Origin of the sequence: Pseudomonas fortuita (assembly GCF_026898135.2) — a bacterium.
GTDB lineage: Bacteria > Pseudomonadota > Gammaproteobacteria > Pseudomonadales > Pseudomonadaceae > Aquipseudomonas > Aquipseudomonas fortuita.
Genome location: NZ_CP114035.2, coordinates 5,453,537 through 5,478,926, shown reverse-complemented (window position 1 = coordinate 5,478,926; position 25,390 = coordinate 5,453,537). Strand labels below are relative to the sequence as shown.

The window sequence follows — 25,390 nt, the reverse complement described above, 5'->3', positions numbered from 1 at the left end:
GCCGATCAGATTCCTGTTTGGCACTGCGACTCATGTTGTCGTCTCCAGTTGCGATGTTGGCCAGGCGTGGCCGGTGCTTCGGATTTCCTTCGTGCGATCAGGTACTCAAGAGGCAGCAGCGTCAACAAGTTGAGTCGCCCGCGTAATGGATGGTCCTGGCCGCGAATTTCTCAAGGATGGCGTTTTGATGCTTACCGTTCTATCTCTGCTCGATGACAGGCTGCGCCCCAAGGGGGCCAGGGATCCCTTGGCCATCGAGTCCATCTGGAGCGCTGTGGGGCGCAAGCTGGTCGGTAACCTGACCACGGTGACCAGTCGCGCAGACCATTTCATGGTGGCGCTCCTGGCCTGCCGTTATGCCCATGAAGGTTCCAGATCCCGTTCCCTGGACGATGTACAGGAACGTTATGCCAGGGCCGAGCAACTGGCCGCCTACCTGCGACTGGAAGCCTCTTTGGAGGCCAGTCTGTTGGGTCGCCAGCTAGCCGTTGCCAATTTCAGGCGCGACTCGATGGCGCTGGGCATGCACAAGAAAGCCCAGATCCTCAGCAATCAACTCAGCTACGGGTTATGGGGGCTGTATTCCTCGGCATTGCAGGAAGCCGGCCTGATCAAGGGGAGCGACAGGCGCTTGACCTGCGCAGGGATCGCCCTGACGGATGCCTTGCTGGAGACATTTGGCCTGTCGCAGTGGCAGCGTTTCGGCGAGTTGGCGACTCAGGGTGCGGTAAGAAAGGAGCAGTTGTCGCAACTGGCTCGCCGCTTTGCGGCCCTGCTCAATGACCAGGGCATGCGTAAAAAACTGGTGTCGGCGCTGCTGCGGTATGCCGGCGCGCGGCCCTTGCAAGTGGCGTTGTATGAGGCGGTTCAGCACTGGTTGGCCGTGTCCGCTGAGCCATCTGCATCCGTTCGCTCATTCGCCCGGTGGGCGGTGGACGCCCATCAGGTCGATGCACAGGTGCAGGACGTCTTGAAGCAAATCCTGTTGTTGCAACCGGTATTGGTCTTCGCCAACACCGTGGTCGTCTGGTTGCAAAGGCAGAACGGGCGAGCCCGCAGTGAACTGGCCAATGACCTGCACTCGCGGCTGGGTGAGCCATTTCTCCACCCGGGTTGGGACCGGCCCGGTTTGCCTCATGCCGGCTTCCTCCGGGGTTTGACCGATGCCGCCAATGACGGGGATGCGGGTCAGCTCATCGATCAGCTCATGGCTCAGAACGGGGCCGTGACGGGCGCACGAGGCGGTGCGGCCTGGCTTCATTGGGAGGGCGATAGGCTCAGGGTCAGGGTCCCTGTCGATCGCGCCAGCTTGCCTGAGAATCTGGCCGCACATTGTCATCAGGCGTGGGACTACAGCTTTTTCCTCCACGCCTTCCTCTCCATTGCCAGGGCCGAACACGCATGAAAGCACACACCATCAGTGACGCGTTTCGCAGGTGCATCGGTGAGCGTGAAGTGAGCTTTGCCTTCTTCACGACCTACAGTTTTGAACCAGATTTTTTTGAACTCGAAGTCATTCCCTTGCTCCTGGGCGATCAAGCGCTCTCAAGTCAGGATGAAATTCGCTATGTCCAGTTGCAGGCCTTGATGCAGGACAAGGCCCGGCGTTTCGCCGTGGCCCATGACGTGGATGTGTTCAATCCTGCCGCCGGCAGTCGCCTGGAAGTCGACTACTTGCCCATACGGGTCGGCAATGGCTGTCAACATTCCAAGCTGGCGATCCTTGTGGTTCAGGGGGAGGATGACGATGCGCCGGTTATCGTATTGGCGGCAGGGTCATTCAATCTGACCAAGGCGGGGTGGTGGGACAACATCGAGGTTGGCCACTTTGTCGAACTTCGGGCGACCCGTGCTCCAGGCAATGTCCTTGAGCCGCTGCGTCGTGCATTGCAATTCTTCCAGGCCGCCACACCGACACCGGCTCTAAACGGTATTGTCGAGGTGCAGGCAGGGTGGTCGCCGAGTGCCGATGATCCTGACTGCAGCTTTTATTTCTCAGGGGCGGCACCTGAGCGCCTGGCATTTCTCGACTTCATTCATCAGCACCTGCGCGCGCCATCGGCTGCGAAAGCGTCTGGCACGCTGGAAATCATCAGCCCGTTTTTCGGCGAGACGCCCACCTGTGGCAGTACGCAAGAGCTGATGAGCGAGTTTGCGACAGTGCGCCTGTTGCTGCCCTATGACGAAGAGCGGCGTGCGTTGGTTGATCCGGCAGTGTTCAGTGCCTTCCACGTGGATCAATGGTGCGACTGGGCCGGGCATTGGCACAACAGCCACAAGGTGCACGACAAGCCGTTTCGTCGTCTTCACGCCAAGATTTTTCAAGGGCTGGGCAAACGGCCCTGGCAATTCGTCGGTTCGGTGAATTTCAGCCACAAGGCATTTCAGGTAAACGTCGAGTCAGGGTTCCTGCTCCAGGGGCGGGACCTTGTGCCGTTGCTGGCACCTTCGCCGGTCAGTCTCTCGGGGTTTGCGGCCGACCCTGGCCTGCAAACCGCCGAACCACTGGACGGGTTGACGATGCCCGTTTTGCGCCTGGCCTACGACTGGGAAAGTCAGGTGCTGGAGGTTACGGCTCAGCAGTCGATCAGCGGCGATCTGGTGCTTCTGGACAGTTCGCAATGCAGCATCGGCACTCTGGGTTTCGATCGGGCCGGGCAGATAGCGCAGCCGCTGCCGGCGTTACGTGAGCAACTGCAGCGTTCTTCACTGCTCAACGTACGCTGGCAGTCAGGCACCGATCGCGTGGAGCGTTGGCTCATGGTCTCGCAGTACAACATCTACCGTCGTCCCAGCCATTTGCCGGCCATGGACCTGCAAAGCCTGCTGCGTCTGTTCATCGAGATGCGCTTGAGCAAGAAGATCAGCCAGTTTGGCGAGTTGGCCCGGCAGCTGCTCAGCAGGCGTCGCGCCAACGACGTGGTGGACGAACAGTTGTCGGAAATGGTGGATGAGGGGGAGGGCAGGAGCTTTTTCTCAGAGTTTTCACAGGTCAACAGTGCGTTCTGGCAACTGGAACGCACACTGGCGCTGGCTGAGGCCGACGGCAATCATAAAAAGCTGGCGTATTACCTCGCAGGCTGTCAGCCCGATTCCTTGCAGGCCATGCTGGACAGCGTGAAGGATGGCGGCCGCGATGAGGAAACGCTGGTTGTGCGCTATTTGACGCTGGTCAGCATGCAGAGCGTGTTGAACCGGTATCCGGGGCACAGTTGCGTGACCCTGGTCAGGGGCGTAGAGGCAGTCATCACCGAGCTGGAAAACGACGAGCTGCTGGGTCACCTCGACGAGGCTGAAGGCAGGCGTTTTCTTGACTGGTTCAGGGCTCAATTTCAGCGTCCCTTGAGCGCTGCGAATTCACGCAAGAAGGATGTTTCCCATGCAGCGGATCAATAAGGCCACGGCCGAGGCCGTTATTGATTTTTCTGGCAACAACCGCGACCTCCAGGGGCTGGCCGAGCAGCAGCTGTTGGGTGCCGTCGCCTTGTACAACAAGCTTGCGGACCACCGGGTAGCGTACCTTGCCGATGAGGTCGGTATGGGCAAGACCTATATAGGCCTTGGTGTGGCTGCCTTAATGCGGCATTTTAACCCTGGTCTGCGGGTGCTGTACCTGTTGCCGAAAAACAACGTTCGCGACAAATGGATCAAGGATTATCGAGCGTTCGTGCAAACCAACTATCGGCTCGATGACCTGGCGGTCAAAGGGCTGGGCGGCGGTCCGGTCACGCCCTTCAAGGACTGTCGGAACCTGTCCGAGCTGGTGCAGACAGTCGCCAGTGGCAATGAGCGGGATATGTTCCTCTGCACATCGATTTTCAGCTTTGCGCTGGGCAACACGGTTGCTCAGGTGCTGAACAACACCCGGCAGTTTGAAGAGTTAATGCCGCAGTATCGGGACCTGATGGCCCCTTTGGTCAGGCAACTGAGGGCTATGAGCGGTAACAGCAAGCCTGCTGAGCTCAAACGCAAGGTCAAGGACGTCTGGATGCAGGCGCTAGGCAAGATGCTGCCGCGCTTCGACCTGGTTGTGGTGGACGAGGCGCACAACCTGCGTGCCGGCCGTGAAAGCAGCGACCGTAACCGCTTGCTGGCGACCTTGCTGGGCGACAACCGACGGATCAAGCGACTGTTGCTGCTGTCGGCGACGCCATTCGATCGCGACCTGGGTCAGTTGCGTAACCAGCTCGCATTGTTCGGCTTCAATCGCCAGGCAGACCTGCCTCAGGGGAGCGATCCGGCCGATCCCGACATGCGTGCGGCGCTCAGTCGCTTGCTGGTCCGTCGCCTCAATACCCTCACCCTCGACAAGGTGGCCCACACGCGCAACATGTATCGCCGCGAGCATCGCAGCGGGGAGGCTGCGGAGGTGAAGTTGACCGTTGCGCAAAAGCTGTTCGCCGCGCTGTTGCAGAAGAAGGTCAGCGAGCATCTGCAGGAGAATTGCTCGAATCGCTTTGAACTGGGGATGCTGGCTTCGTTCGAGAGTTATCTGCCAGGCGAAAAGAACCAGCCCGTGGAGTTCGACGGTCTTGAGGCCGTGAGCGAAGGCGATTCGTCACGCGACGCGGCAGACCGCAGTGTCGTCGAATACCTGGTGGACGATTACGAGAAGTCCTTCAAGCGCAGGCCGCCGCACCCCAAAATGGACAGCGTGTGCCAGCAGACACACCGGTTGGCGTTTGTCGAAGGCAAGAAACAATTGATTTTCGTCCGCCGTGTACGCAGCGTCTCGGAGCTTAAGTTCAAACTCGAAGAAGCCTACGACCACTGGATTGGTGACTACATCGGTGGCGATGATGCCGTTGCCAGGATTTTCCAGCGATACCGGGCGCGCACAGTCGAACGCAGTCACTCGCTCATTGAGAATGAGGCCGCCGACGGGTTCGAAGCGTCGGCCAGCAGCGACAATTTCTTTACCTGGTTCTATCGAGGACAGAATCCTGAGCTGGACGGTGACACGAGGCTGGGGCCGTTGCCGTCCTACTTCCGTAGCACGCTGTTGCAAAGCCGCTTGTTCGAGACGAACTGGGTCTCCCTGCCGGGCATGCCAGTGGTGAACTCGTTGACTATCGACTGGGGCGTGATTGGCAAGAGCGAGTCGGTTGCCAGCCCTGGGCAGCGTTATCGACTGGCACAGTATGCGTATCTGCGGGCCGTCGCCGAGGGAGGGGACGGGGCTGCGACGGTCGCAAGGCACGTGCTGAATGTACTGTTCGAAGGGTTTCAGGCCATGTGCGACCTGGCTGAGCCTTCAGGGCTTGCCCGTGAGCTTGCGCGTTCAACGCTCTGGGACCGCCTGCGAGGCCATGACGAGCTCAGGGGCCTGGCGCCGCAATGGAGCGCCGAGACATTCACCCAACTGGCCACGTTGAACAGTGGTGAGGTCGACCGGCTACTACGCAGGCTGATTACCCACCAGGAACTGCTGGGGGTGCTATGCCGTGTGGATCATCCTTTCATCGACCTGTATTCACTCAGGCACGCTCGCAGGGAACGGGACGGTGATGCAGATGGTTCGTTCATCGCGGCACTGGCCGGGCTGTTGACGGTCCAACAGGCAGACCACACCCCGTTCAGCAGTTACCAGATACTGCGTGACACCGCCCAGAACCTGGACCTGTTGATCAAGCTCAATTTTCCTGAGGTGTACTCCAGGCCGGTGAGCGGCCTGACCAAGTACCTGGCCAGCCAGGTCCGTTCCACATCACCCATTCGCGGTGCGACCGGCGAAAACAGCGGCAGCCGTACAGCGATTGCCGCCCTGTTCCGCATGCCGGGTTATCCCCGAGTGCTGGTATCTACCGATGTCTTTCAGGAAGGTGAAGACCTGCATACCTTCTGCGACAGCGTCGTCCACTACGGTATTTCATCCAGCCCTATCGCCCTGGAGCAAAAGGTCGGCCGTGTTGACCGGGTCGGCTCGCTGGCGCATCGACGCATGCATTCGGCCGGTGCCGGTTATGCCGAGCATTTCATTCAGGTCGGCTTTCCGCACATCCGTCAAAGCATGGAGTTCTATCAAGTGCGTCAGGCTGCCGCCAACATGAACGCCTTCATTCAAACGCTGCATGCCGTGGGCCAACAAGGTCCGCGCTTCAAGCGCGAGCTGGAGCTGCATGAAGAGGTGGTGGACCAGGCCCCCGTGCAGCCGCAAATCCTTGATTTTCTGACCAGCCACTATGAGATCACGGACAACGATATTCAGGGCGATGACTGCAGTCGGGCAATAAGCTACCAGGCCGATGCTATGAAGCGGCGCCTGGCTCATGTCAAAAACCAGTTGGGGGCCACGCTCAGGGATCTGACGGGTGATCCGCAGCTGTTCGTGAGGGAGGCTGGCGATGGCTGGCACTTGTCCACGACGGGTCGCAAGCCCCCACACGCTGGCGCGCCGTGCGTCACGGTGCGCAGCGCCGTTGGCATGGCTGAATTGCTGGTATCGGCGACCTTGCCCGGTGAGATCGAAGACCCGGGCGATATCGACAGCCCCATCGGGCGTGTGCGCTTTGTTCAGGCACTGCAGGCCGATCCGTTCAGGCGCCTGTCGCAGGTTCCGGGCACCGACAGCTCAAGGCGACTGGCGGTGCAGTACAGCGTCGACAATTACGCGGGCAGCGACGGTGTGCTGATTGGCGACGAAATTCTTGACGTCTATCAGCGTGCCTCAGGTACGCGGCCTGCATCCAGTAAATGCCCCGAGCAAACTGTGCTGCGTGTCCACGAGATGGTGGACAGGCTGGTACACGACACGGAGCGCATGAGTGTGCGGCGTCTATCGACCTGGCGGCTTGAGTTCTGTTTCAAGCTGGAGGGGCGATACCAATTGGTACGATGGGGGTTCAAGGGGCAGTACGTGATGTTCAGCGCCAAGGTGGTCAACCGTAAATGGACCCGAAAACTGGCCACGTTCAAACGGTTCAGTCAGTCCCCCCTGGTGGAGCACACGCTGGGTCGCAACGCCCGTTTTGAACTTGTGGACTTTCATGTCGACCATGATGAGGAGCTGAGCGTACGCGCGTGCCACCCGGTGCAACACATCAATGAAGAAGAACTGATGTATATCGCCCATCAGGTCGCGTCCCAGGCCGACAGGCTGGGACACGTACTGATGGGGCGGGAAGGGGACATCGGCGGCGACGACTGATCAGTGCGAGTGGCTTTCGTGCGCCGGGCGTTCGTATTGGCCCAGTGCATTGCGCAGTGTCTTGTACACCTCGGCACGTAGTTGAGCGGGAGCCAGCACCTCGATGTCTGCCGCATTGCTGAGCAGGAACAGGCGTAGCCCTTGGGTGTCGTCCAGCCGGCACGCCAATATCCATCCCTGTTCATCCAGCGTCATGACCTGACTGACAGACAATGGGTTCTCGGTGAGCCGGTTGTGGAGATTGGGGCTCAACCTGAGTTTCAGGTCGACAGGCCCGTCGCCATAAATCGTCATCAGGTCCCGCTGTGCTTCCGTTGACTGGGGATCGTAGCCCGGTGGTTCGGCGATGCTGGCCACCGTCGTGCGGACGCTGACCACGCGGTGGAGCATGAGTGCGCAGGTGGTGCCTGGCCCGTTGCTGCTGTACTTGCCACGAGGGGCTCCCGCTTCAGGCGTTTTGTTTTCTGGCCACTCCTCGCTGTCGACGTATGCCGTCAGGTAGACGTTCGAGTCCTGGTAGGAGAGCGTCAACGGCTTGAGCAGGTAGGTGCAGGTTACGTCGCCGGCTTCTCGTGGCCTGTAGACCAGCTCCAGAGACTCGTCATTCCTCATGGCATTCTGGATGGTCTCGAGGTGTTCGGTGTTGTAGTCCCCCGGATTGAGCACGGTAAACCGGGTTCCTGTCCTGATACGTCCTTCGGCCAGCAGGTTGCGTCTGGCGCCGGCAACGACCGAGTCGGCGGCGTAGTTGCGCAACGTGGCCAACTCGCCCAGCGCAGCACTAAATCCGAAGCGTTCTGCATGCTGGAAGATGGCGGTGAGCGTCATGGACTCTGCAGGCGAAAGGACCAGGTCGAGGCTCGCGCCGTTGAGCTTCCAGTAGCGGGCCCTGAGGTCTTTTCTCCCTTTCGTGACCTCCGTTATCACTTTCTGCCTGGCCAGGGCTTCAAGGTCACGGCGGGTTGTCCTGCTGCAGTACTGCGGATAGGACGCTTCCAGGGCCGCATGAATCTTCTTGGTCGTCAGTTCGCCCCCGGCACGATGAAGAATATCCCTGATGAATTTGCGGCGTTTCTCGCGATTGGGTGCGGTGTATTTGGCGGCAGCCAATGGAATTTTCCTCGCGGGCAAAATACGGACAAAATAGTGTCGTATCGGTAGATACCATTCTTCTCGCTGGCACGCAATTCTGCGCTGAGCGCCAGCCCACAGGAGTAATGATGAAAGCCAAACAAGCCCACGCCACCCTTCCTCACGTCCCTGAATTCATCGGCTGGCTCGCGACCGAACTGGACTCCCCGACCCTGGTCAAGCATGCGTACGTCGATCGCCGCACGGGCAACGAATGGTCCTGCGACAGCCTCTACGGTGCCTACCAGGCCTACGCCTGGAATCATCCTGGCAACGCCCGTCTTTCGTTCAATCCTGGCGTGGACTCGGTCAGTAACTCGAATGCACTGGAGGCTTTGCGCCGCGATCTGCTAGCCGCTGGCAGCGACGATGACCTGATGCTGCAAAGTGCACTCGATGTCATGGCCTGGGGCGGTGTCACGGCACGTAACGCCCAGTGGCTCAAGGAAAACAAGGCTGGGCTGGGGCGCATGGTGCAGGATGTGAAAGCAGCGTTGATCAAGAAGGACCCCGATGCCCCGATCCTTCGCGCCAAAACCCTGCGGTTCAACTCCGGGATGACCAAGATCTACTCGCTCGTGTGCCCTGATTTTGTGATCTACGACAGTCGCGTGGCCGCGGGCCTGGGCATGCTGGTCGTGCAGTACTGCAAAGCGAAGGGGCTTACCAAGGTGCCGGCGGGTCTGAATTTCCCTTGGGCAGCGGCAAAAGAGGGGGCTAATACGGTTACCCCGAAGAACCGTAACCCCAGCGTCGGAACGCTTCAGTTCCAGCGGCTTCGCTCGGGTTCGCACCATGCGCGCTGGAACATGAATGCCAGCTGGATTTTGAGCCAGGTTGCCTGCCATGTGCTCAACGCCGGCAACCCGTTCCGCGTTGGCGCGACGTCTGCCCAGACCTTGCGTGCCATCGAACAGGCGCTGTTCATGATCGGTTATGACCTGGGGACTGCCACGGCTGCCGAGTGATCGAAGCGTGCCGTTCGGTTCAGTCATATAACCAGGGTTTGAGCTCAGCAAGATTCTTCACCATGATCTGCTGGGCTTCCGGTTTCGGGTCCAGGTTCTTGGGGTCGATCTGATACCGCTGCAAAACGTACTTCACCAGGGCCTGGCGGGTCACGATCTCCAGCCGACCATCGTCCATGCCGTAGTCATGGTGAATGATCGCCTTCTGTGCCTCGCCCAGGCGTGAGTCTGGTTCAATGATCACTGACACTTCGGTATTCCAGGCCTGGTCCTTTGCGATGTCATTTCCGTTGCTCTCCAGCAACCCGGGCTCTCCTCGCATACGGCTGAGCACGAAGTCACGATAGGCCCCGTTCTTCTCGCAGTAAGCGCGAACATGCCAGCGCATTCCGGTGTGCACCAGCGTGTGCGGCTCGATGATCCGCGTTTCCGGCTTGGGATTGGCAAGCGAGACGTACTCCATCTCAAGGCGCAGGCCTTCCCGACAAGCTTTGAGCAGCGGCCGCAAAATCTCGGGTTGAACACTGCGATCGGGCACCTGAAGCACGAGGGTATGGGCATACGCCAGCTTCAGTCCTTCGACGTGTGGCGCTCGCTCGTTGTTCTGTGCAAGCAGGTCGAGGTAGGCGCTTGCACTGCGGTCGATGAAGCACGGCTTGAACGAGCGCGTCGGCACGTACCCCTTGATCTGCTTGTCATATGTCAAGTTTCTTGACGCATGCTCGGTGATGTAGGTGTTGATGTCTTTCGAGGCTTGCTGGCGGCTGATACCGAAGCTCTGCATCAAGTGACCCGTGGTCAACCGGCCCTCCCACCAGGCTACGGTCTCGATCAAGCGATAGCGAAGTGCCAGATCCCAGCGGACCTGCGAGATGGATTGTTTGCGTTTCATGGCGCCTCCGTGTGAGCGAATACTTTACCTGTACAGGTCTACACTATGGACCTGTCGTTAAAAGCGACATATCGTCTGTGTTACGTTGATTGCAAATGGCCACATGAAGGGTGGTGAGATATGGATATGTATGACTGGGTGGCAGTGGGTGCGCTGGTACTGATGGGCGGGATCTTGCTGACGCTGTTGGTGCAGTACCTGCGGTTGCAGGAGATCTGGCAGACCGTCGGAAAGTGCCGGGAGTCGATGCGCTGGGCACGGATCTGTGAAAGTGAAAACCGGGAGCTCAAGAGAAGCCTGCGCGTCCAGCAACGGCTCAATGCCCACCTCCTGCAGCGCATGCGAGCCCTGCAAGGTGCTGCGCCCAGGCTGCCCAGCAAGCTGTGATGAACAGGCAAGCCGGGCGCCGGCAAGAAACGAACGCTCGTGAAGGCCCCGACTGACAGGGGTGATTGGCTAAAGTTTTGCGACGTGGCGCCGATAGCGTGCCAAGAAACTATGACTGCTGGCAGCGGCTTGCCTGGACGGATTTCGAGGGATGGTTGATGGAAAGCGAAATTGATATCAATGGGGACACTGAGCTTTTGCAGCTGCTCAGTGACGCAGATCCAGCTGATGTGTCCGCTTTAGTCGACTTCTTGACCGACTCGAGCAAGGGGCGGTTGTCGATGGCAAGTGAAGTGCGCGAAGCGCTTGAGTCGGCGAAAAAGAAGAGCAAGTTTTCCAGAGGCGTACTGTTGCTGCTGATTCGTGAGCTTCAGCATTATGGCGGCAATAGCATCGTCAACCTGTTCCGTCGCAACGGTGTGCCCTATGCCGAGATCGTCGCCGATGTGCTTGGTCATGTGGGTGGAACGGCTGGCAAGAATGAGCCGGTAGCGAGTCTGGAGCTCAAGGTGCTGGAGAAGCTGCTTTGCCAAGCCTGGGAAAAAATGTCGCCGCAAGATCAGGCCGACTTCTCCAGGGGCTTCCAGTATGAGACAGGGGTGCTGGGCGTGTCCTATGCAGCGATTCAGGCAGCCATCCGCCGCGGCGGTCCTGCGGCCATGCAGGCTGCGCTTCTGGCCAGCGGTGCATTCACCCGACTGGCGATGGGCGGGGCGTTGGCCGCTGGTGCCAACCTTGTTGCCGGGCGTGCTGCCGGGTTGGCATTTGGCCCCGTTGGTGTCGCGTTGACCGGTATTGCAGGGGCTCACACCCTGGCGAGCCAGGCCTACCGGGTAACGGTGCCTTGCGTCGTGCAGATCGCCTACATCCGGCAGAAGAGCGCGCTGGTCACTTGTTCCGCCTGTAAGGCGGGCAGTACGCGGGGCACCCGATTCTGCGGCGAATGTGGTGCGGCGTTGGCGCAATGAACAATCCAATCTGAATCTGGAGCCCGTGATGGAAAACAACCTCCCAGTACCCAGCGCCGCCAGGAGCGAGCAAGCGACCTGGTTGATCGGGCGATCTGCCGAGCAGCCCCTGATGAGTGTCCAGCTTGCGACGGAGCAACTCATTCCCGCTGGCGCCAAAAAGGTCGATGCTACCAGCTTGGGCATCGACCGATTGGGTCCATTGCTGCAAACACTGCCCAATCTTATTGTCGCCAAAGACGTTGCCCAGTCTCGTTATATGCAAGTGGTCATCGATGGCCCTCTCGCCTCGGTCGCCAATGGCGACGGCTATCGCGCTTTCTCAATCCAGGGCGGAAGGATTCGCGAGCATGCGACCTTATTCGAACCTGAACGGCTCAAGCAATTGGTCAGCTCTGCTGCAATGTTCCAGATCGCGTCTGCAGTCGTGGCGCAAAAGCATCTGGCCGATATCAGTGCCAAGCTCAGCGAGATCCAGGCGGGGGTGGAGGGCATTGCCAGGTTTCAGGTCGAGGAGCGCAAGTCCAAGGTCAAAGGAGCGCTGAACTACCTCAGGCAAGTCACGCCTCTGGTGCTGGCCGGCGAGTTGAACCCCGCGATCAGGCAGAAGCTGGAAGACATCGAAGTGGATCTGGGCGCGATCCATGATCACTTGGAGGGCGAGTTGGTGGCGCTGGCCAAGCGGGCCGCGGAGCACAAAGCGCCGGGTCTGTTCGAAACCACGGCGGGATTGACGGCAGCCTTGAAAAAGATGCAGAGCGAATCCGATGAGCGAGCAGAGGAGTGGAAGCTGTGTATGGGAACCCGGTGGGTGGCCTGCCGGCTGTTGGGCTCATTCCCTAGAGAAGCTGCCGTGGTCAAACAGCGTCAGGCGACGCTCGACAGGGTGGCGGCTGACTTCCTGGGAGCGCGTGGGCACTTGTCCAACTTCAAGGGCGCTGTCGAGGACCGAGTCAACAAACTCTCCTCTTACCTGGACTCCCAGTCCACGATCCAGGCAAACCGCTTGTCCTTGAGGGAGTGGGAGGAGGAGACGCTGCCCGTGTTCATGGCGAGCGCAAAAAGCGATATCGGGCAGATGCAGCAATTGCTGGTCGAGCAGCGATCGCCCGTTATGTTGACGATAGAGATGCGAGGTAACGAGGTGGTTGGAGCTTATAAAGTCTCTGCCGCGTGACACCGAAGCGGTAGTAGCAAAGAGCTATTAATCATAGTAATGTCGCCAGCACTTTGACGCCAAAACGCCATACTGCCTGAAGGCTTCACGGATGAACATGCATTGGATACGTCAGCGAGGTGCTTTGGTAGTCATGTCCTGGGCCACCGAACGTTCCGGCTTCAATTGCCTGACATCAGCCCTGGATACCTTCGGCCTCACCAGCGGACCGCCCTCGGGCGCCTTCTGCGTTCAGCTCATCACCTCTTCATCATCCACGCGCGGTTTGAGTCGGTAGAACGACCGTCTCCGCGCCTCCCATGTCTCTCAGGCTAACTCCATGCACGATAACGCTCCTGGCCAGAATCCGGCGCCACCACGCGTGGCCGATCCCGCTAGCAACGCCCCGACCTTCACGCTCAGGCCAACACGTTTCACGTTGAACGATGATCTGGTGCTGTCGGCCAGGACACGTCTGCAACTGGACGAGTGCCTGGCGCGCCTGCGCTTTCATCGCACGATCTACCAGGACTGGGGCTTCGCTGCCGTCGATCCGATGGGCATGACCGCCATCCTCAACTTCTATGGCCCGCCCGGTACCGGAAAAACCCTGTGCGCCGAGGCCCTGGCCGGTCAGCTCGGGTTGCCGTTCATGGCGCTGGGAATTGCCGAACTGGAAAGCAAGTTCATGGGCGACACCGCGCGCAATATCCAGGCAGCGTTCGCCCAGGCGACCGAGACCGGCGCGCTGTTGTTCTTCGATGAAGCCGATACCTTGCTCGGCAAGCGCTTGTCTTCAGTCACCCAGGGGGTCGATAACGAGGTCAATGCCATGCGCTCGACACTGCTGATCGAGCTCGAGCGGTATGAAGGGATTGTGGTCTTCGCCACCAATTTTGCCGGCAACTACGATGAAGCGTTTCGCAGCCGGATCGGCTATCACATCGAGTTCAGTCTGCCCGACCTGGCTGCCCGCGAGCAGCTGTGGTCGCGCTTTCTGGTCGAGCAGATTCCCCTGGGTTCGCCGCGCGATCTGCTGTTGACCGAAGCGGCCATGCAATCGGAAGGGCTGTCGGGTCGAGAGATCCGCACCTGCATGCGCCTGGCGCTGCCCAAGGCCTTGCTGACGGCTGAGCAGCAAGGCAGCCCGGCCCAGTTGCAGATGGCCCATATCCAGCTGGCCATCGACGAAGTACAGACCGCCCAGCGGCAGGTCGCCACCCACACCAACCACGCCACCAAGGATGCCAAGCGGGCCAAGGCCCTGCTGGGTATCGACTGACGACATCACGAGGACTGAACAATGGGGTTTTTTTCGGATTGCTGGAGCGCCATCAAGAGCGTCGGTTCAGCGGTGGTAGAGGTGGTGCGCACCACGTACGACACCGTACGTGAGAAGGCCAGGGATGCGCTGGACTGGATGGCGACCAAGGCCGAATCCTTCGTCGGCAAGGTCAAGGAGGTATGGAGCAAAGTCAAGCCCTTCATCGCCACTGTGGTCAGGCCGGCGCTCAAGATCGCCGCCGAATGGGCGACCGTTGCATTGCCGACCTTCCCTTGGGTGGCCACGGCCATCCGGGCTTTCGACAAGGCCCTCGAGGCGTTGCTGAACTGGGAAAAGACCGCACTGGCCAAGCAGGTAAAGGCTGCCGTCGAGTGGGCCATCGCCAAAGCCAAGACCCTGCGCGATGTGCTCTTGAACGATGAAGACATGGAGCAGGCTGCGACCCACGAAGAAGTACTGCGCGAAGCCCGCGAGGAAGTGCGCGGCGAAGCTGGCCGTGCCCTCGACCTGGCAACCCTGATCACCCAGTACGCCCAGTTGAGCACCCGTATCCAGCAGGTGCTGGAAAACAACAACATCAGCGATTTCGATCACTACCTGCGCCTGCGCGCCTCGCAAAAGTTGCTCAAGGACACCGAGCAACGACTGATTCACGCTCAGGACCTGGACGCGATCAACCGTGACGATCTGTTCCTGGTCGAGATCGCTGCAGAACTGCTCAAGGCCAAGCCTCAGGTGAACGATGCCCAGGCGGTGCGCCTGGATGAAGTGATCGCCGCACGTTTCGGCAAAAAGCTGATTCCGTTCGTGTTCGAAGAGCTGATCATGGCCTGGGGGTGCAACCTGGAGCAGCAGGAGAAGGACTGGAAAACCCTCAGCGAATCGGTGGCCAGGCTACAAGTCCAAGAGCGCCAGCTGAAGATCAGCCAGAACCTCGGTGAACCTTCTGCCGAAGACAAGGCCGCCCTGGCCGACATCCAGGCCCGTCTGCCGGCCCTCAAGGCGCAGATGGACCAGCTGCGCAAGCGCAACCAGGAAATGCGCAACTATGTCTACGCCGCCGAAGGGTTCCTGCAGGTGCTGGAGAAAGCGCCCGAAGACTTCGCCGACGACGCCTACCTGCTGACCGACAGCCAGGAGGTCGGCATGATCATCATCGACTGTGCCCAGCATGGCAAACGCTGGGAAGAGCTGACCGAAGACGAACAGAGCCTGATCATCGATTTCGCTAACATCTTCGAAGAAGCCAGCCGTGAACGTGCCAGCCGCTTGGTCGAGGTAGCCGCGTGAATTTTCAGGAGATCCTCACCTTTCTGCTGCCGTCGGCAGACCTGTTACAGCTGTTGTTCGCCGGGCTGATCGGAATCCTTTCGCTGGTGACCGTAATTGCGTTGAAGCGCGGGGCACGGGAACAGAGCTGGGAGCGCAAGTGGAACGGCGGCGGCCAGGATGACCTGGACGTGGAGCACGGCTCAGTGAACGAGATCAGTGCCGCCGTGGCCAGCCCCGGCGAAAAAATGGTCGAGTTCATGCCCGGGATCCTGTTGATCCTGGGTCTGCTGGGTACCTTCCTGGGCCTGGGCATCGCCTTGAACAAGGCCTCGACGATTCTGGTCGAAGCCAATGCCGGGGGCGGTATGGACAATGCCATGACTAACCTCATGGGCATGATGGAAGGCCTGGGCACCAAGTTCAAAACCTCGACCTGGGGCATTCTTGCCTTCCTGCTGCTAAAAGCCTATGCCGCCAGCAACGGTTACGAAGAGCGGCGACTGCGCTGGTGTGTCGGGCAGATGAAGCGTGCCTTCGACAGCAGCCGCCTGCAACGCCAAGGCGAGCGCCAACAAGCGCAAACGACGCTGCTCGAGACCCTGAGCCGGCTTGATCAAAACCTTGCCGCTCAGAACGAGAGTCAACGGCAGTTGCTGGATCTGCAGGCACGCCTGTTCAAGCATCACGCCGCAACGACCCAGCAGGCACTTGCGGACAATCGCTCCAGCATCGATGCCCTGCTGCTCCCCCTGAACGCGTCGCTGCAGGAGCAGCAAGCCGGCAACTTGACGTTGCAGGGACTGCTGCAAGAGCAACAGGCAGGCAACCAGAATCTGCAGAAACTGCAAAAGGATCAGTTGGCCGCAAACCAGGTCAGGCAAACCCTGGTACAGGAAGCCCAGGCTGGTAACCAGGTCCGGCAGGACATCCTGCAGGCCCAGCAAGCTAGCGGCAAGACACTGACAAGTGCCCTCCCTGCGCTGCGCACGTTGAACAGCACCAGCGAACAGACGCTGACTGCACTGGGCGCCATCGATGCCCGATTGCAGCAGCACGGCGAGCAGAATCAGCAAAAGCTTGAAGACGGTCGAGCCACACGCCAGGCCATGGAACACTTGAACGACAGTAATAGCCGCAACCTCGCAGCCATTTCCGGCGCAGCTGAACAGATGGCCAGCGCCGCGGGCACCATCGGCGCTTCGGCAGGTAACCTGCAGCAAGCCATTGCTGACTTCAAGGAGGGTGTCGCTGGTGTGCTTGGCCATCTCAAGCAAGATCTGGGCGAGACCATTGGCTTGATGGGCAGCAGCTTCACCAGCAACATGACGCAGATGTCCGCCAGTCTGTCTGAGGCCACTCTGGGCATTTCCACGGCGGTCAACAGCCTGTCGAACAATGTAGGCCAGACCATGGAGGGCATGAAGAAGTCCAACGAGGAGTCGCTGAACCTGCAACGTAATGCCCATGCCAGCTTCCAGGGCTCCAGTGAAACCCTGCAAGTCAACGTCGAAGGCATGACCCACTTGGTGGGCGACCTGCGTGAAAAAATCCTCTCCGGCCTCAAGGCCGTTTCCGAAAGCGGCCGGCGCATGGTAGCCCTCGACAGTCGCTACGAAGGGGTCACTCAACAGGCCGAGCTGGCCGCCAGCGAAATCAAGGGATTGGTCGCGCAACTGATGACGATGCAACACAACAGCCCGCTGCAACCGGCTGTGGATGCAATGGCCGCGCGGGTCGACATGATTGGTCGCAATCTGCAAGAGATCGATCAGAACCTGGAAGTGCTGAGCAACGTGGTCCAGCACAACCAGCAGCGCAACACCGGCGGTGAGATTAGCCAGTCGCTTCGCGAGATCATTGCCCAGCTCCATGTCCTCGACCGTGCGCAGCCGACTGCGGTGCAGATCGAAACGGCCTTGTGAGGTGACAGGCGATGAAAGACAAGCCGAATGAATGGGTGTCAATTGCCGACCTGATGGCCGGGGTCATGGCTGTGGTCATGTTGCTGTTGGTGATGGCGGTGTTACAGAAGAGTTACTCGGACATCAAGCACCAACAGGAACAGGCCCAGAGCAGTGCCAGCCAGCGGCAGAAGGTCGAGCACTTGCTCGGGGCCTTGCAGGATTCGCTCAAAGGCACCGCCGGTGCCGGCCTGGTGGCATTGGACCTGGGGGCGCAGAAACTGACGTTGCGCGACGGTGTATTCGGTCGCGGCAGCGCCTGCATCACTGAACAGTCCCGCGAGGCCTTCCAAAGCATCGAAGCGGCGGTCACGCAGTTTCTGGCGCAGTTTCATGGTGCCCAGGTGTATATCGAAGGCCATACCGACAACCTGCCTGTGCTGCGCCCGGTGACTAACTTTGAAGCCAATTGCACAGTCTACGACGACAACTTCACCCTCTCTGCCGCTCGTGCTCGTGAAGCGCGCAAGCTGATCGTCGGAAATCTCGATCCTGCTACTGCAAGACGTGTAGTGGTGGCAGGCTATGGAGACTCACAGCCGATACCTGGTATCGCGCCGGAGGACGCCCAGCAGCGCCGCATCGAAGTCCGCTGGATCACCCCAGAGGAGCCAAAGTCCGAGCTCAGCTTAGTAAAATGAAGGAAAAACCGGGGCGGCGGTGAAAGTCTCCCGCCCAGGTTTGCTGTCAGGATAAGTGCAGCGCTGAGGCGACATTGTCAGGCATTTCTCTAGCCTACCGAATATCCAGCGGGCTAGCAGCGAGGCAATCAGTAGCGGCGGAGTGCGAAGTATTACAATCCCTACAATTCCGGCGGCAGCACAGGCTGCTAGAGCGTCGTCAGGGCAAATAGCAAAAAAAAGAAAGGTGAATGATGCTTATGACACCTATCCTGAAGCGGCGGCAACTGATGTCGATGGGCCACACCGACCAAGGTCTGGTGCAGGCCATCGGATGAATGGAGAATGAAAGGAAGGTTGCTATAGATAGCCCTGTTCGGCGAACGATACACAGCCTTCATGGCCAACCACCACATGATCCAAGATGCGGGTGCCGATCATGTTCAGAGCGTTCTTGAGGGTGGTGGTCAGGGTACGATCGGCTTGGCTGGGCTCTGGGTCGCCGGAGGGATGATTGTGAACCATAATGACGGCCGCAGCATTGTGCTCCAAGGCGATCTTGACCACCTCTCGCGGGTATACGCTAGCCCCATCCAGCGTGCCTCTGAATAGTTCTCTAAAGCCTATAACCCGATGTTTGGAATCGAGCAGCAGCAGGGCAAAGACTTCATGCTGGTGGTACTGCAGCAGCGTTTGTAGGTGGCTGAACACTTGCTTGGGCTCAGTCAGTGCCCGCCCTTTAGACAGACGACTCATGGCCAATTGTTGCGCCATCCGCAGGATGTCGGCTTCGGTGACGGGTGACTCCATGACATAGGTGCCGCTCGTCTCACCGGCTTTGAGCTTGTGATATTTCATGACGGTAGTCCTGTACGAATGGGGAAGTAGGGGAGACTGAGGAGAGCATTACTGGACTGAAGGCCTCGTGCTGTGCTCGATAGCCTGAGCCTCCAACTTCTGAGCCAGTGAGGGCTTTGAAGGCCCTTTCGGTTGGGGCTCCGCGTTGTTGGGAGGGGCTTCAGCAGCAGGAAAGAACTCCTCGACGATGGCACTGGTGTCCTCCTCGTTGTCTTCAAAAGCACCATTGTTAAAGCCCTGGCGGGCTGCGTGATCCAAGGCGCTCTGGTCAAAGCCCGAGGCTTGCCGGGTTTCCTCTAGTTGCTTGGCGGCGCGCAAGGCGTCTTCCAGGCATAGTCCGCTGCGAACCGTGATATCGACGTAGAAGATCGGCGTGCCATGGCTCTGCCGAGTGGATTTACCACGCAGACGCAGCTCCAGTGGCAGGTAGGCCAGGCGATTGCCGGAGATGGCTTGCAGGTAATGTAGGCGCGCGGCCAGGGTGCGGATGCTGTTGAATCCAGTGGTGCGGAACACAAAACTGCCCAGTGGGTCGTCATCGCCAATCACCACATTCAGCCGACCGTAAGGCTTACAGGCATTGCCTTGAGCCAGTGGGCAGCCATCGGGTGAAGGGCAGGGCAGCAACTGGATGCCGTCCTTGGTGAAACGCTTGCACGTTTCACCGTTGCCGACGCATAACGGTCTGCCGGTGGTACGGTCGAACAGGCTGTAGTCCGCGCGAAAGTTGAGGTCCGGTTCGTTGAACAGCAATCGGATCGGAATGCTGCGCAGCTTGCCATCCTGGCCATTGCGCAGTTCCTCATTGAGTGGGTGCAGTAACCAGCCGTAACGGCTCTGGACTTGCGATGTGATGGTGAACTGATCATCTTTCTCGGGCAGACGCTTGCCGTTTTTCTCGACGACCTTACCGATGGAAATGCGCCCGAGGACCGGCGGGGTAATGGCCAAACCTTTGAGCATGGTGATACTCCTTGATCTGAAAATAAAAAAGCCACCGGGACGTGAGCAGTCCGGGTAGCTAGTTTGAACAGACGGTTTCAGCCGATCAGGAAGCGACGGCTGCCTGCTTTGGTCTTGGGATAGCGGACCTGTAGGTACGGTTTGTCTTTGAGCATCTGTTCGACATCCAGACCAATACTGTCTTTGGATTTCTTCCAGCTGATGTAGCCCTCGGCAAACTCGGCACGGGCGGCTTCGCCCATGGCCTGCTGCAGAACCTGCTTGAGCTGCGCTTCACGTGTCTCCTGCTGGGCAATGGTTTGGCGAACAGACTTGAGTTCCAGAAAGGTGCTGGCCAGCTCCATGTGGTGGCTGAAGTCCAGCGTCTGTCCGTTATCCTCGGGGTAGAGGCAGCGTAATGCCGCTTCCGCAGACGCTGTGCCGTCGGCCGGTGGCGGGGTGTCACTTACGACGTAATCCCAAAACAGCCGTTCTAGGTCAATCAGTCGCGCAATCAGTGCCTCGTCGCGTGTGATGCGATGGATTTCGAGATGCTGACCACCGAGTAGGACCGCCACATCAGCGGCCTGCTTGCCAGTGACGGCGAGCTGGTGCATGACTTGCAATTGCACATACTCGGGCACGCCCTCTTTCCAGAGGCGTGCTCCGTTTATGCCCGCTGTTTTGCATTCGAGGATTTGCACCTCTGGAGTACCGATCACCTCGCGGTCGATATTGGCGAGCATCCAGGGCAATTCTGGATCAGGATGCTGCAGCACTGCGTTGATCCGCCGAACCTTGTTTTGGCTGCGCTTGCTGTAGTGCCAGGCCACGATGGGCTCCAGCACATTGCCCCAGTACAGCGGGTTTTCCTCATCCTGAGGATCGGCTTTGGGCATGCTGGCATCGCGGCCAGTTTTCTCCAACCACAGCTCAAGCTGCGACTTGTAGGGATTCAGGCCGACCGCAGCGGCGGCGTCTGAACTGCCGATGCCTTGCTTGCGGATCTGCAGCCAGTCCTCTCGCGGCAGCTCCTTGGTGCTGACTAGGCGCAGGGCGGGGCGTTTCTTGCGGGTGCTGTTATTCAATGACGTTGCTTTCATCGTATTTACCTGCAGACATAAAAACGCCCGACCAGCACAAGGCTGACCGGGCGTAAGGGTTGATGTGTGAGTGCGTTAGGCTGCGAGTTGCAGGGCGGCATCCAGGGCGCGTTGCTTGATTTGCGCCCCTTGACCAAACCAGGCCGAGTCCAGGCGGTACTCGTTGCTGCGTGCACGGCGCTCGTGGTCGACATATTCGGTCACGGCATTGAGCAGGCCCCAGGCGGTGCCGCGTGCCGAGTCCAGTTGGCTGCCGCGACCACGGCCCTCGTACAGTTCCTGGACCTTGCGTAGGGCGCGCTCGTTGGGCAACTGCTCTGGCAGAGCACCGGTCGGGCTGCTCTCACACATCACGGTCATGAAGTATCCCAATGCCTCATGCCACTGCACCTTGCGCTCAGCCAAAGCCTTCATGCGGTACATAAACTCGTCCCAGCCAGAGACGGCGATGCCCAGTTGCCTCTTTACCGTCTTCGGGTCAAAGCGAGTGTTGTGTGGCACCTTGATGGCGCGGCTGCTGCCATCCAAGGCGATGGTCAAGGTGTTGTTGCACACCACGCGCACGGTGGTGGGCGTTGCTGTGGTGGCCAGGGTGCCATCACAGGAGGTGGCCAGCAGGAGGTAGCCGTTGACCTGGTCGTTGCCCTTCAGCTCTGCCCCTTGCCCGGTACGCGCCAGTGCCCAGAATTTGCGTCCGCCCTTGAGCACGCCGGCCGTTTCTAACTCGTAGCCAGAGACGTCGGTGAGATCGCGGTAGAACTCCAGAACCTCTCGCGGCTGCACGGTGTGATAGCGCTGCGAGACCACCGAGAGAGGAGCCTTGGTGTCGGAACGGTAGAGCACCTTCTGCTCAGGGAAGGAGTGGATGGTGCTTAGGTGGCCGACCATGTCCGACTTGAAGTGCACTGGGCTCTCCAAAATCTGCCAGTCCATACCGGCTTCACGCTGCCAGACCTCAATAGATTCTTTGCGGGGTAAGTTGTTGCCTAGTCCATGCCAGGGGGTAGAGCCAGCGTAGGCCATGGTTTCAACGAGATGAGCCATGAGAATGATTCCTTACGAAAGAATGGGAAAGAGCGTCGTTTGATCAGCAAGCGACGCCTGTTCACAACGGCTTAACGGTTGACGCTGAAGCTGTAGCCACACTCCAGGCATTGGTAATTAGCCAGCACCTTGTCATCGATCTGCTCACCCAGCGTGGCCCCGGCAATGCCCCCCGCGACCCCGCCAAACAGACCACCCCAAATCGCCCCGGCGATGCTGCCAATAGCAATGCCCACCGGACCACCGACTACTCCTAGTACCGCGCCGGCTTCCGCACCTGACAGGGCACCGGCGGCGCCACTGGCTGCACCGCCTGCAGCGCCAATTATTCCGCCCGTTTGTTTACCGAGATTTTTCGTAATGACTCGTCCCGAGTTGCAGCTTGGGCAAGGGGTATACATACGCAGATCCTTTCAAGTGATGAGCGTGCTGAGGCAAGAGCTGGCACGCAAAATCCCCGACGGCAGTTGATACTGTGGGGCGTTCACAGAGGTGATATAGGTTTGAATTTTTTTTGATTAGGACATCGAGCCGTATTTGGTTAAAACCAAGCGGAAATTTGAATTTTTCAGGTGTTACAGGTGGCGGCAGGGAATTCAGTTCCCGCTCTTGGCGTGCCACGCCAGTGTCGTGAGCGGTTGGCTGGTGTTCAAATGTGTGACGTTATACTGTGCGCCTTTCACTCCAGCCTCATCTGGGAAAATCGAGTCAGGCATGTCATCTGGCAAACCGTTAATATACCCAGTCATTTTTGGGTACAAACACACATTGCCCTAGAGGGAGCTTCGGCCTTGATTACCGGTTATCACGCTAAGTACTACGCCAATGAGCTGACTTGTCGTCATGCTGCGGACAGTGTGGACCGGCTTTCGCAGTCGTTATTCGATGCCAGCGTAGACCTGAACCCACACCAGATCGATGCAGCGCTCTTTGCCCTCCGTAACCCCCTGCAGCAGGGAGTATTGCTTGCTGATGAAGTTGGTCTGGGCAAAACCATCGAGGCAGCACTGGTGCTATGCCAGCACTGGGCCGAGCGACGACGCCGCTTGGTCATCGTTTGTCCGGCCAGCCTTCGTAAGCAGTGGGCACAGGAACTGGCAGAGAAATTCGCCTTGCCTTCCGTGGTTGTTGATGCGGCCGCGATTCGGCGTACAGGGCTTTCAGCCAGCCTTGCACTGTCCCAGTGGGTGGGCAAGCAGATCGTCATCCTCTCATACCCCTACGCTGCACGGCTTGCAGACGACTTGGTGGCTACCCCCTGGGATCTGGTGGTCATCGATGAAGCGCACAAACTGCGCAATGCCCACCGGCCCGGCAACCGCATTGGGCAGGCGCTCAAGCGAGCTTTCAATGGACGGCGCAAGATCCTGCTCACAGCCACGCCCTTGCAGAATTCGCTGATGGAGCTGTATGGGCTTTCCACCTTGATTGATGAGTATCTATTCGGAGACGAAGCTGCCTTCCGCAAGCAGTTCATCAACGGGACCGGCGACAACGATTCATTGCGTGAACGTCTGGCGGGGTTTGCCAAACGCACTTTGCGTCGGCAGGTCTTGGAGTATGTGCGCTATACAGAGCGCAAGGCGCTGACCCAACCGTTCAATCCAACTGACGATGAACATGCCCTCTATGAAGCTATCTCGATCTTCCTTCAGCGCGAGCACTCCTATGCGCTGCCGCGCCAGCAGCGCCACCTGACAGGTCTTATCTTGCGTAAGCTGTTGGCTTCCAGTGCCTATGCAGTCACTGGAACGCTCTTGGCCATCCGTCAGCGTCTGCAGGATCAGCTGGAAGGCCAACCATCAGACGATGCGAGCTTTCTCGATCAATTAGTCGAAGAGGATGATCTGGAGGAGGATTATCTCGAAGAGCTGGAAGTAGAAGAGGCCAGCACTGAAGGCTTGCCCATGGATCGGCAGGCTTTGCGTTTGGAGATTGCAGAGCTCGATGGCTTCATCATTCGAGCTCAAGCGCTGAAAACGGATACCAAAGCTCAGGCACTGCTATCCGCATTGGACATCGGGTTCGCCAAGATGGCCGAGCTACGAGCGCCGCGTAAAGTCATCATTTTCACAGAGTCGCGTCGCACCCAGGACTATCTGGCCGAGTTCCTTGCTGCCAACGGCTATGCCGATAAACTGGTGACCTTTAGTGGCAGCAACAACGGCCCACAGGCTACGGTGATCTACCAAGACTGGCTCAAGCAGCACCAGGGTGGTGACCGTGTAACCGGATCTCCACAGGTAGACCGGCGTACTGCCTTGATCGATTACTTCCGCGAGAAAGCGGAAATCATGATCGCCACCGAGGCTGCAGCAGAGGGGGTCAACCTGCAGTTCTGCGCCTTGCTGGTCAATTATGATCTTCCCTGGAATCCCCAGCGAGTTGAACAGCGCATCGGACGCTGCCATCGCTACGGTCAGCGTTTCGACGTGGTGGTGATTAACTTCCTCAACACGCGCAACCAGGCCGACCAACGTGTGCTGGAACTGCTGACTGAGAAGTTCCAACTATTTTCTGGTGTGTTCGGCGCCTCCGATGAAGTATTAGGGCGTATTGAGTCTGGTCTCGACTTCGAGCGGCGCATCGCGCAGATCTATGACACTTGCAGACGGCAGGAGGACATCCAGTCAGCCTTCGAGGAGTTGCAGCGTGAGCTTGAAACCGATATCAACGACAAGCTCCGTGAAACCCAAAGCCAACTGATTGAGCATTTCGACGAGGACGTGCATGAGCGTTTGCGCCTGCAGCTCGATGAGGCTCAGGCGCGACTGGATCGCATTGGTCGCTGGTTCTGGGCAGTCACATTCTTCGCGTTGCAAGGCAGAGCGCAGTTTGATGCCATGCATCATGCTTTCTCCCTGACGCAGCCGCCCATTCCCAGTGCTAAGTCTGGGCGCTACCAACTGGTACGCGGTGGGCAGCAAACCGACATGCTGGCGAATGCCTACCGCCTCAACCATCCGCTGGGGGAATGGGCACTGGACCAGGCGCTTCAGGCTTCGACGCCGATCGCTGAACTACATTTCGATTACAGCCACCATCCCACCCGGCTCTCGGTCGTCAGCGAACTGACCGAGGCTTCAGGCTGGCTTCGACTCGATAAGCTCAAGCTAACGGCGCTGGACAGTGTCGAGCACCTTATTTTCACTGCATTGACTGACGATGGGCGTGTGCTCGACCAAGAGTGCTGCGAAAAGCTGTTTGGCGTAGAGACTAGTCAGAAGCCACACAGTCTCAGCCAGCAGCCTCCTGCCTCACTGGAGGGCAACAGTCAAAGGCGTATTGCGGCAAGTATTGCGGCCTTTGTCGAGGGCAATCAACGACTGTTCATGGAGGAGCGGGAGAAGCTGGAAAAATGGGCCGATGACAAGTTGCTCAGTGCAGAGGAGTCTCTTCGTGAGACCAAGGCGCGTATTGCCCAGTTCAAACGCGACAGTCGTAAGGCGAACAGTCTGCAGGAACAGAGTGAATTGCAAAGTCAGCTCAGCGAGCTGGAGCGGGTGCAGCGCCGTCAGCGTCAGGAAATCTTCGCAGTTGAAGACGAGATTATCGAAAAGCGAGATGCGCTGATCGATGCCCTACAGCAGCGTCTGAGCCAAACCACCGAAACCGAACACCTGTTCACCGTGCGCTGGCTCGTGGTGTGAGCAGCT

19 protein-coding genes are annotated in these 25,390 nt (G+C 58.9%); 12 read left to right on the top strand and 7 right to left on the bottom strand.

What is annotated here, in order from left to right; all coding sequences use genetic code 11:
* Positions 1–187: 187 nt before the first annotated feature.
* Genes OZ911_RS25055 through OZ911_RS25045 form a run of 3 tightly spaced genes read left to right on the top strand, consistent with a single transcriptional unit; the run spans position 188 to position 7,147 of the window.
* Positions 188–1,405 carry a hypothetical protein gene (locus OZ911_RS25055; protein ID WP_024717389.1) on the top strand — a complete coding sequence of 406 codons (1,218 nt, stop codon included), beginning with the start codon at positions 188–190 and terminating at the stop codon, positions 1,403–1,405.
* Entirely contained in the window at positions 1,345–3,396 is a 2,052-nt protein-coding gene (locus tag OZ911_RS25050; RefSeq protein WP_268968500.1) for a phospholipase D-like domain-containing protein, read from the top strand. The genes OZ911_RS25055 and OZ911_RS25050 overlap by 61 nt, the downstream gene beginning before the upstream one ends.
* Positions 3,380–7,147, top strand: a complete 3,768-nt coding sequence (locus OZ911_RS25045) for a helicase-related protein (RefSeq protein WP_024717391.1) — start codon at positions 3,380–3,382, stop codon at positions 7,145–7,147. Before OZ911_RS25050 ends, OZ911_RS25045 begins: the two co-directional genes overlap by 17 nt.
* Here OZ911_RS25045 and OZ911_RS25040 read toward each other — a convergent pair whose 3' ends face one another.
* The gene (locus OZ911_RS25040; RefSeq protein ID WP_024717392.1) at positions 7,148–8,257 is read right to left on the bottom strand and encodes a helix-turn-helix transcriptional regulator; all 1,110 of its coding nucleotides are present in this window, start codon (positions 8,255–8,257) and stop codon (positions 7,148–7,150) included. It abuts the gene before it with no gap.
* 110 nt (positions 8,258–8,367) lie between these two features.
* On the opposite strand from OZ911_RS25040, the gene OZ911_RS25035 reads away from it, so the two are divergent.
* Positions 8,368–9,246: a hypothetical protein gene (locus OZ911_RS25035; RefSeq protein ID WP_024717393.1), complete on the top strand. Its 879-nt coding sequence runs from the start codon at positions 8,368–8,370 to the stop codon at positions 9,244–9,246.
* Between the two features lie 19 nt (positions 9,247–9,265).
* Here the strand turns inward: OZ911_RS25035 and OZ911_RS25030 are convergent, their stop codons facing one another.
* Positions 9,266–10,138, bottom strand: coding sequence for a helix-turn-helix transcriptional regulator (locus OZ911_RS25030; RefSeq protein ID WP_024717394.1), 873 nt, complete (start codon positions 10,136–10,138; stop codon positions 9,266–9,268).
* Positions 10,139–10,258: 120 nt separating this feature from the next.
* Here OZ911_RS25030 and OZ911_RS25025 point away from each other — a divergent pair, with 120 nt between their 5' ends.
* From OZ911_RS25025 to OZ911_RS24995, 7 genes are all read left to right on the top strand, one after another.
* Entirely contained in the window at positions 10,259–10,525 is a 267-nt protein-coding gene (locus OZ911_RS25025; protein WP_024717395.1) for a hypothetical protein, read from the top strand.
* Between the two features lie 158 nt (positions 10,526–10,683).
* Positions 10,684–11,493: a YaaW family protein gene (locus OZ911_RS25020; RefSeq protein ID WP_024717396.1), complete on the top strand. Its 810-nt coding sequence runs from the start codon at positions 10,684–10,686 to the stop codon at positions 11,491–11,493.
* Positions 11,494–11,521: 28 nt separating this feature from the next.
* Positions 11,522–12,670 (top strand): hypothetical protein, encoded by a 1,149-nt coding sequence (locus tag OZ911_RS25015; RefSeq protein WP_024717397.1) that lies wholly within the window; start codon positions 11,522–11,524, stop codon positions 12,668–12,670.
* 319 nt (positions 12,671–12,989) lie between these two features.
* Entirely contained in the window at positions 12,990–13,931 is a 942-nt protein-coding gene (locus OZ911_RS25010) for an ATP-binding protein (RefSeq protein WP_033734152.1), read from the top strand.
* Positions 13,932–13,952: 21 nt separating this feature from the next.
* Positions 13,953–15,224 (top strand): hypothetical protein, encoded by a 1,272-nt coding sequence (locus OZ911_RS25005; RefSeq protein WP_024717399.1) that lies wholly within the window; start codon positions 13,953–13,955, stop codon positions 15,222–15,224.
* A complete protein-coding gene (locus OZ911_RS25000; RefSeq protein WP_024717400.1) occupies positions 15,221–17,128 on the top strand; it encodes a coiled-coil domain-containing protein in 1,908 nt (635 codons plus the stop codon). Before OZ911_RS25005 ends, OZ911_RS25000 begins: the two co-directional genes overlap by 4 nt.
* 11 nt (positions 17,129–17,139) lie before the next feature.
* Positions 17,140–17,808 carry an OmpA/MotB family protein gene (locus OZ911_RS24995; RefSeq protein WP_024717401.1) on the top strand — a complete coding sequence of 223 codons (669 nt, stop codon included), beginning with the start codon at positions 17,140–17,142 and terminating at the stop codon, positions 17,806–17,808.
* Positions 17,809–18,147: 339 nt separating this feature from the next.
* On the opposite strand, the gene radC is transcribed toward OZ911_RS24995, so the two are convergent.
* From radC to OZ911_RS24970, 5 genes are all read right to left on the bottom strand, one after another.
* Positions 18,148–18,645, bottom strand: coding sequence for a RadC family protein (radC, locus tag OZ911_RS24990; RefSeq protein WP_024717402.1), 498 nt, complete (start codon positions 18,643–18,645; stop codon positions 18,148–18,150).
* A gap of 48 nt (positions 18,646–18,693) precedes the next feature.
* Positions 18,694–19,608 (bottom strand): recombination directionality factor, encoded by a 915-nt coding sequence (locus OZ911_RS24985; protein WP_024717403.1) that lies wholly within the window; start codon positions 19,606–19,608, stop codon positions 18,694–18,696.
* Between the two features lie 77 nt (positions 19,609–19,685).
* Positions 19,686–20,690, bottom strand: a complete 1,005-nt coding sequence (locus OZ911_RS24980; RefSeq protein ID WP_196304847.1) for a YqaJ viral recombinase family nuclease — start codon at positions 20,688–20,690, stop codon at positions 19,686–19,688.
* Between the two features lie 75 nt (positions 20,691–20,765).
* The gene (locus OZ911_RS24975; protein ID WP_024717405.1) at positions 20,766–21,734 is read right to left on the bottom strand and encodes a TIGR03299 family phage/plasmid-derived protein; all 969 of its coding nucleotides are present in this window, start codon (positions 21,732–21,734) and stop codon (positions 20,766–20,768) included.
* Positions 21,735–21,805: 71 nt separating this feature from the next.
* Positions 21,806–22,135, bottom strand: coding sequence for a hypothetical protein (locus tag OZ911_RS24970; protein ID WP_024717406.1), 330 nt, complete (start codon positions 22,133–22,135; stop codon positions 21,806–21,808).
* A 390-nt stretch (positions 22,136–22,525) separates the two neighbouring features.
* On the opposite strand from OZ911_RS24970, the gene OZ911_RS24965 reads away from it, so the two are divergent.
* Positions 22,526–25,384 carry an SNF2-related protein gene (locus OZ911_RS24965; RefSeq protein ID WP_059395879.1) on the top strand — a complete coding sequence of 953 codons (2,859 nt, stop codon included), beginning with the start codon at positions 22,526–22,528 and terminating at the stop codon, positions 25,382–25,384.
* Positions 25,385–25,390 lie beyond the last annotated feature (6 nt).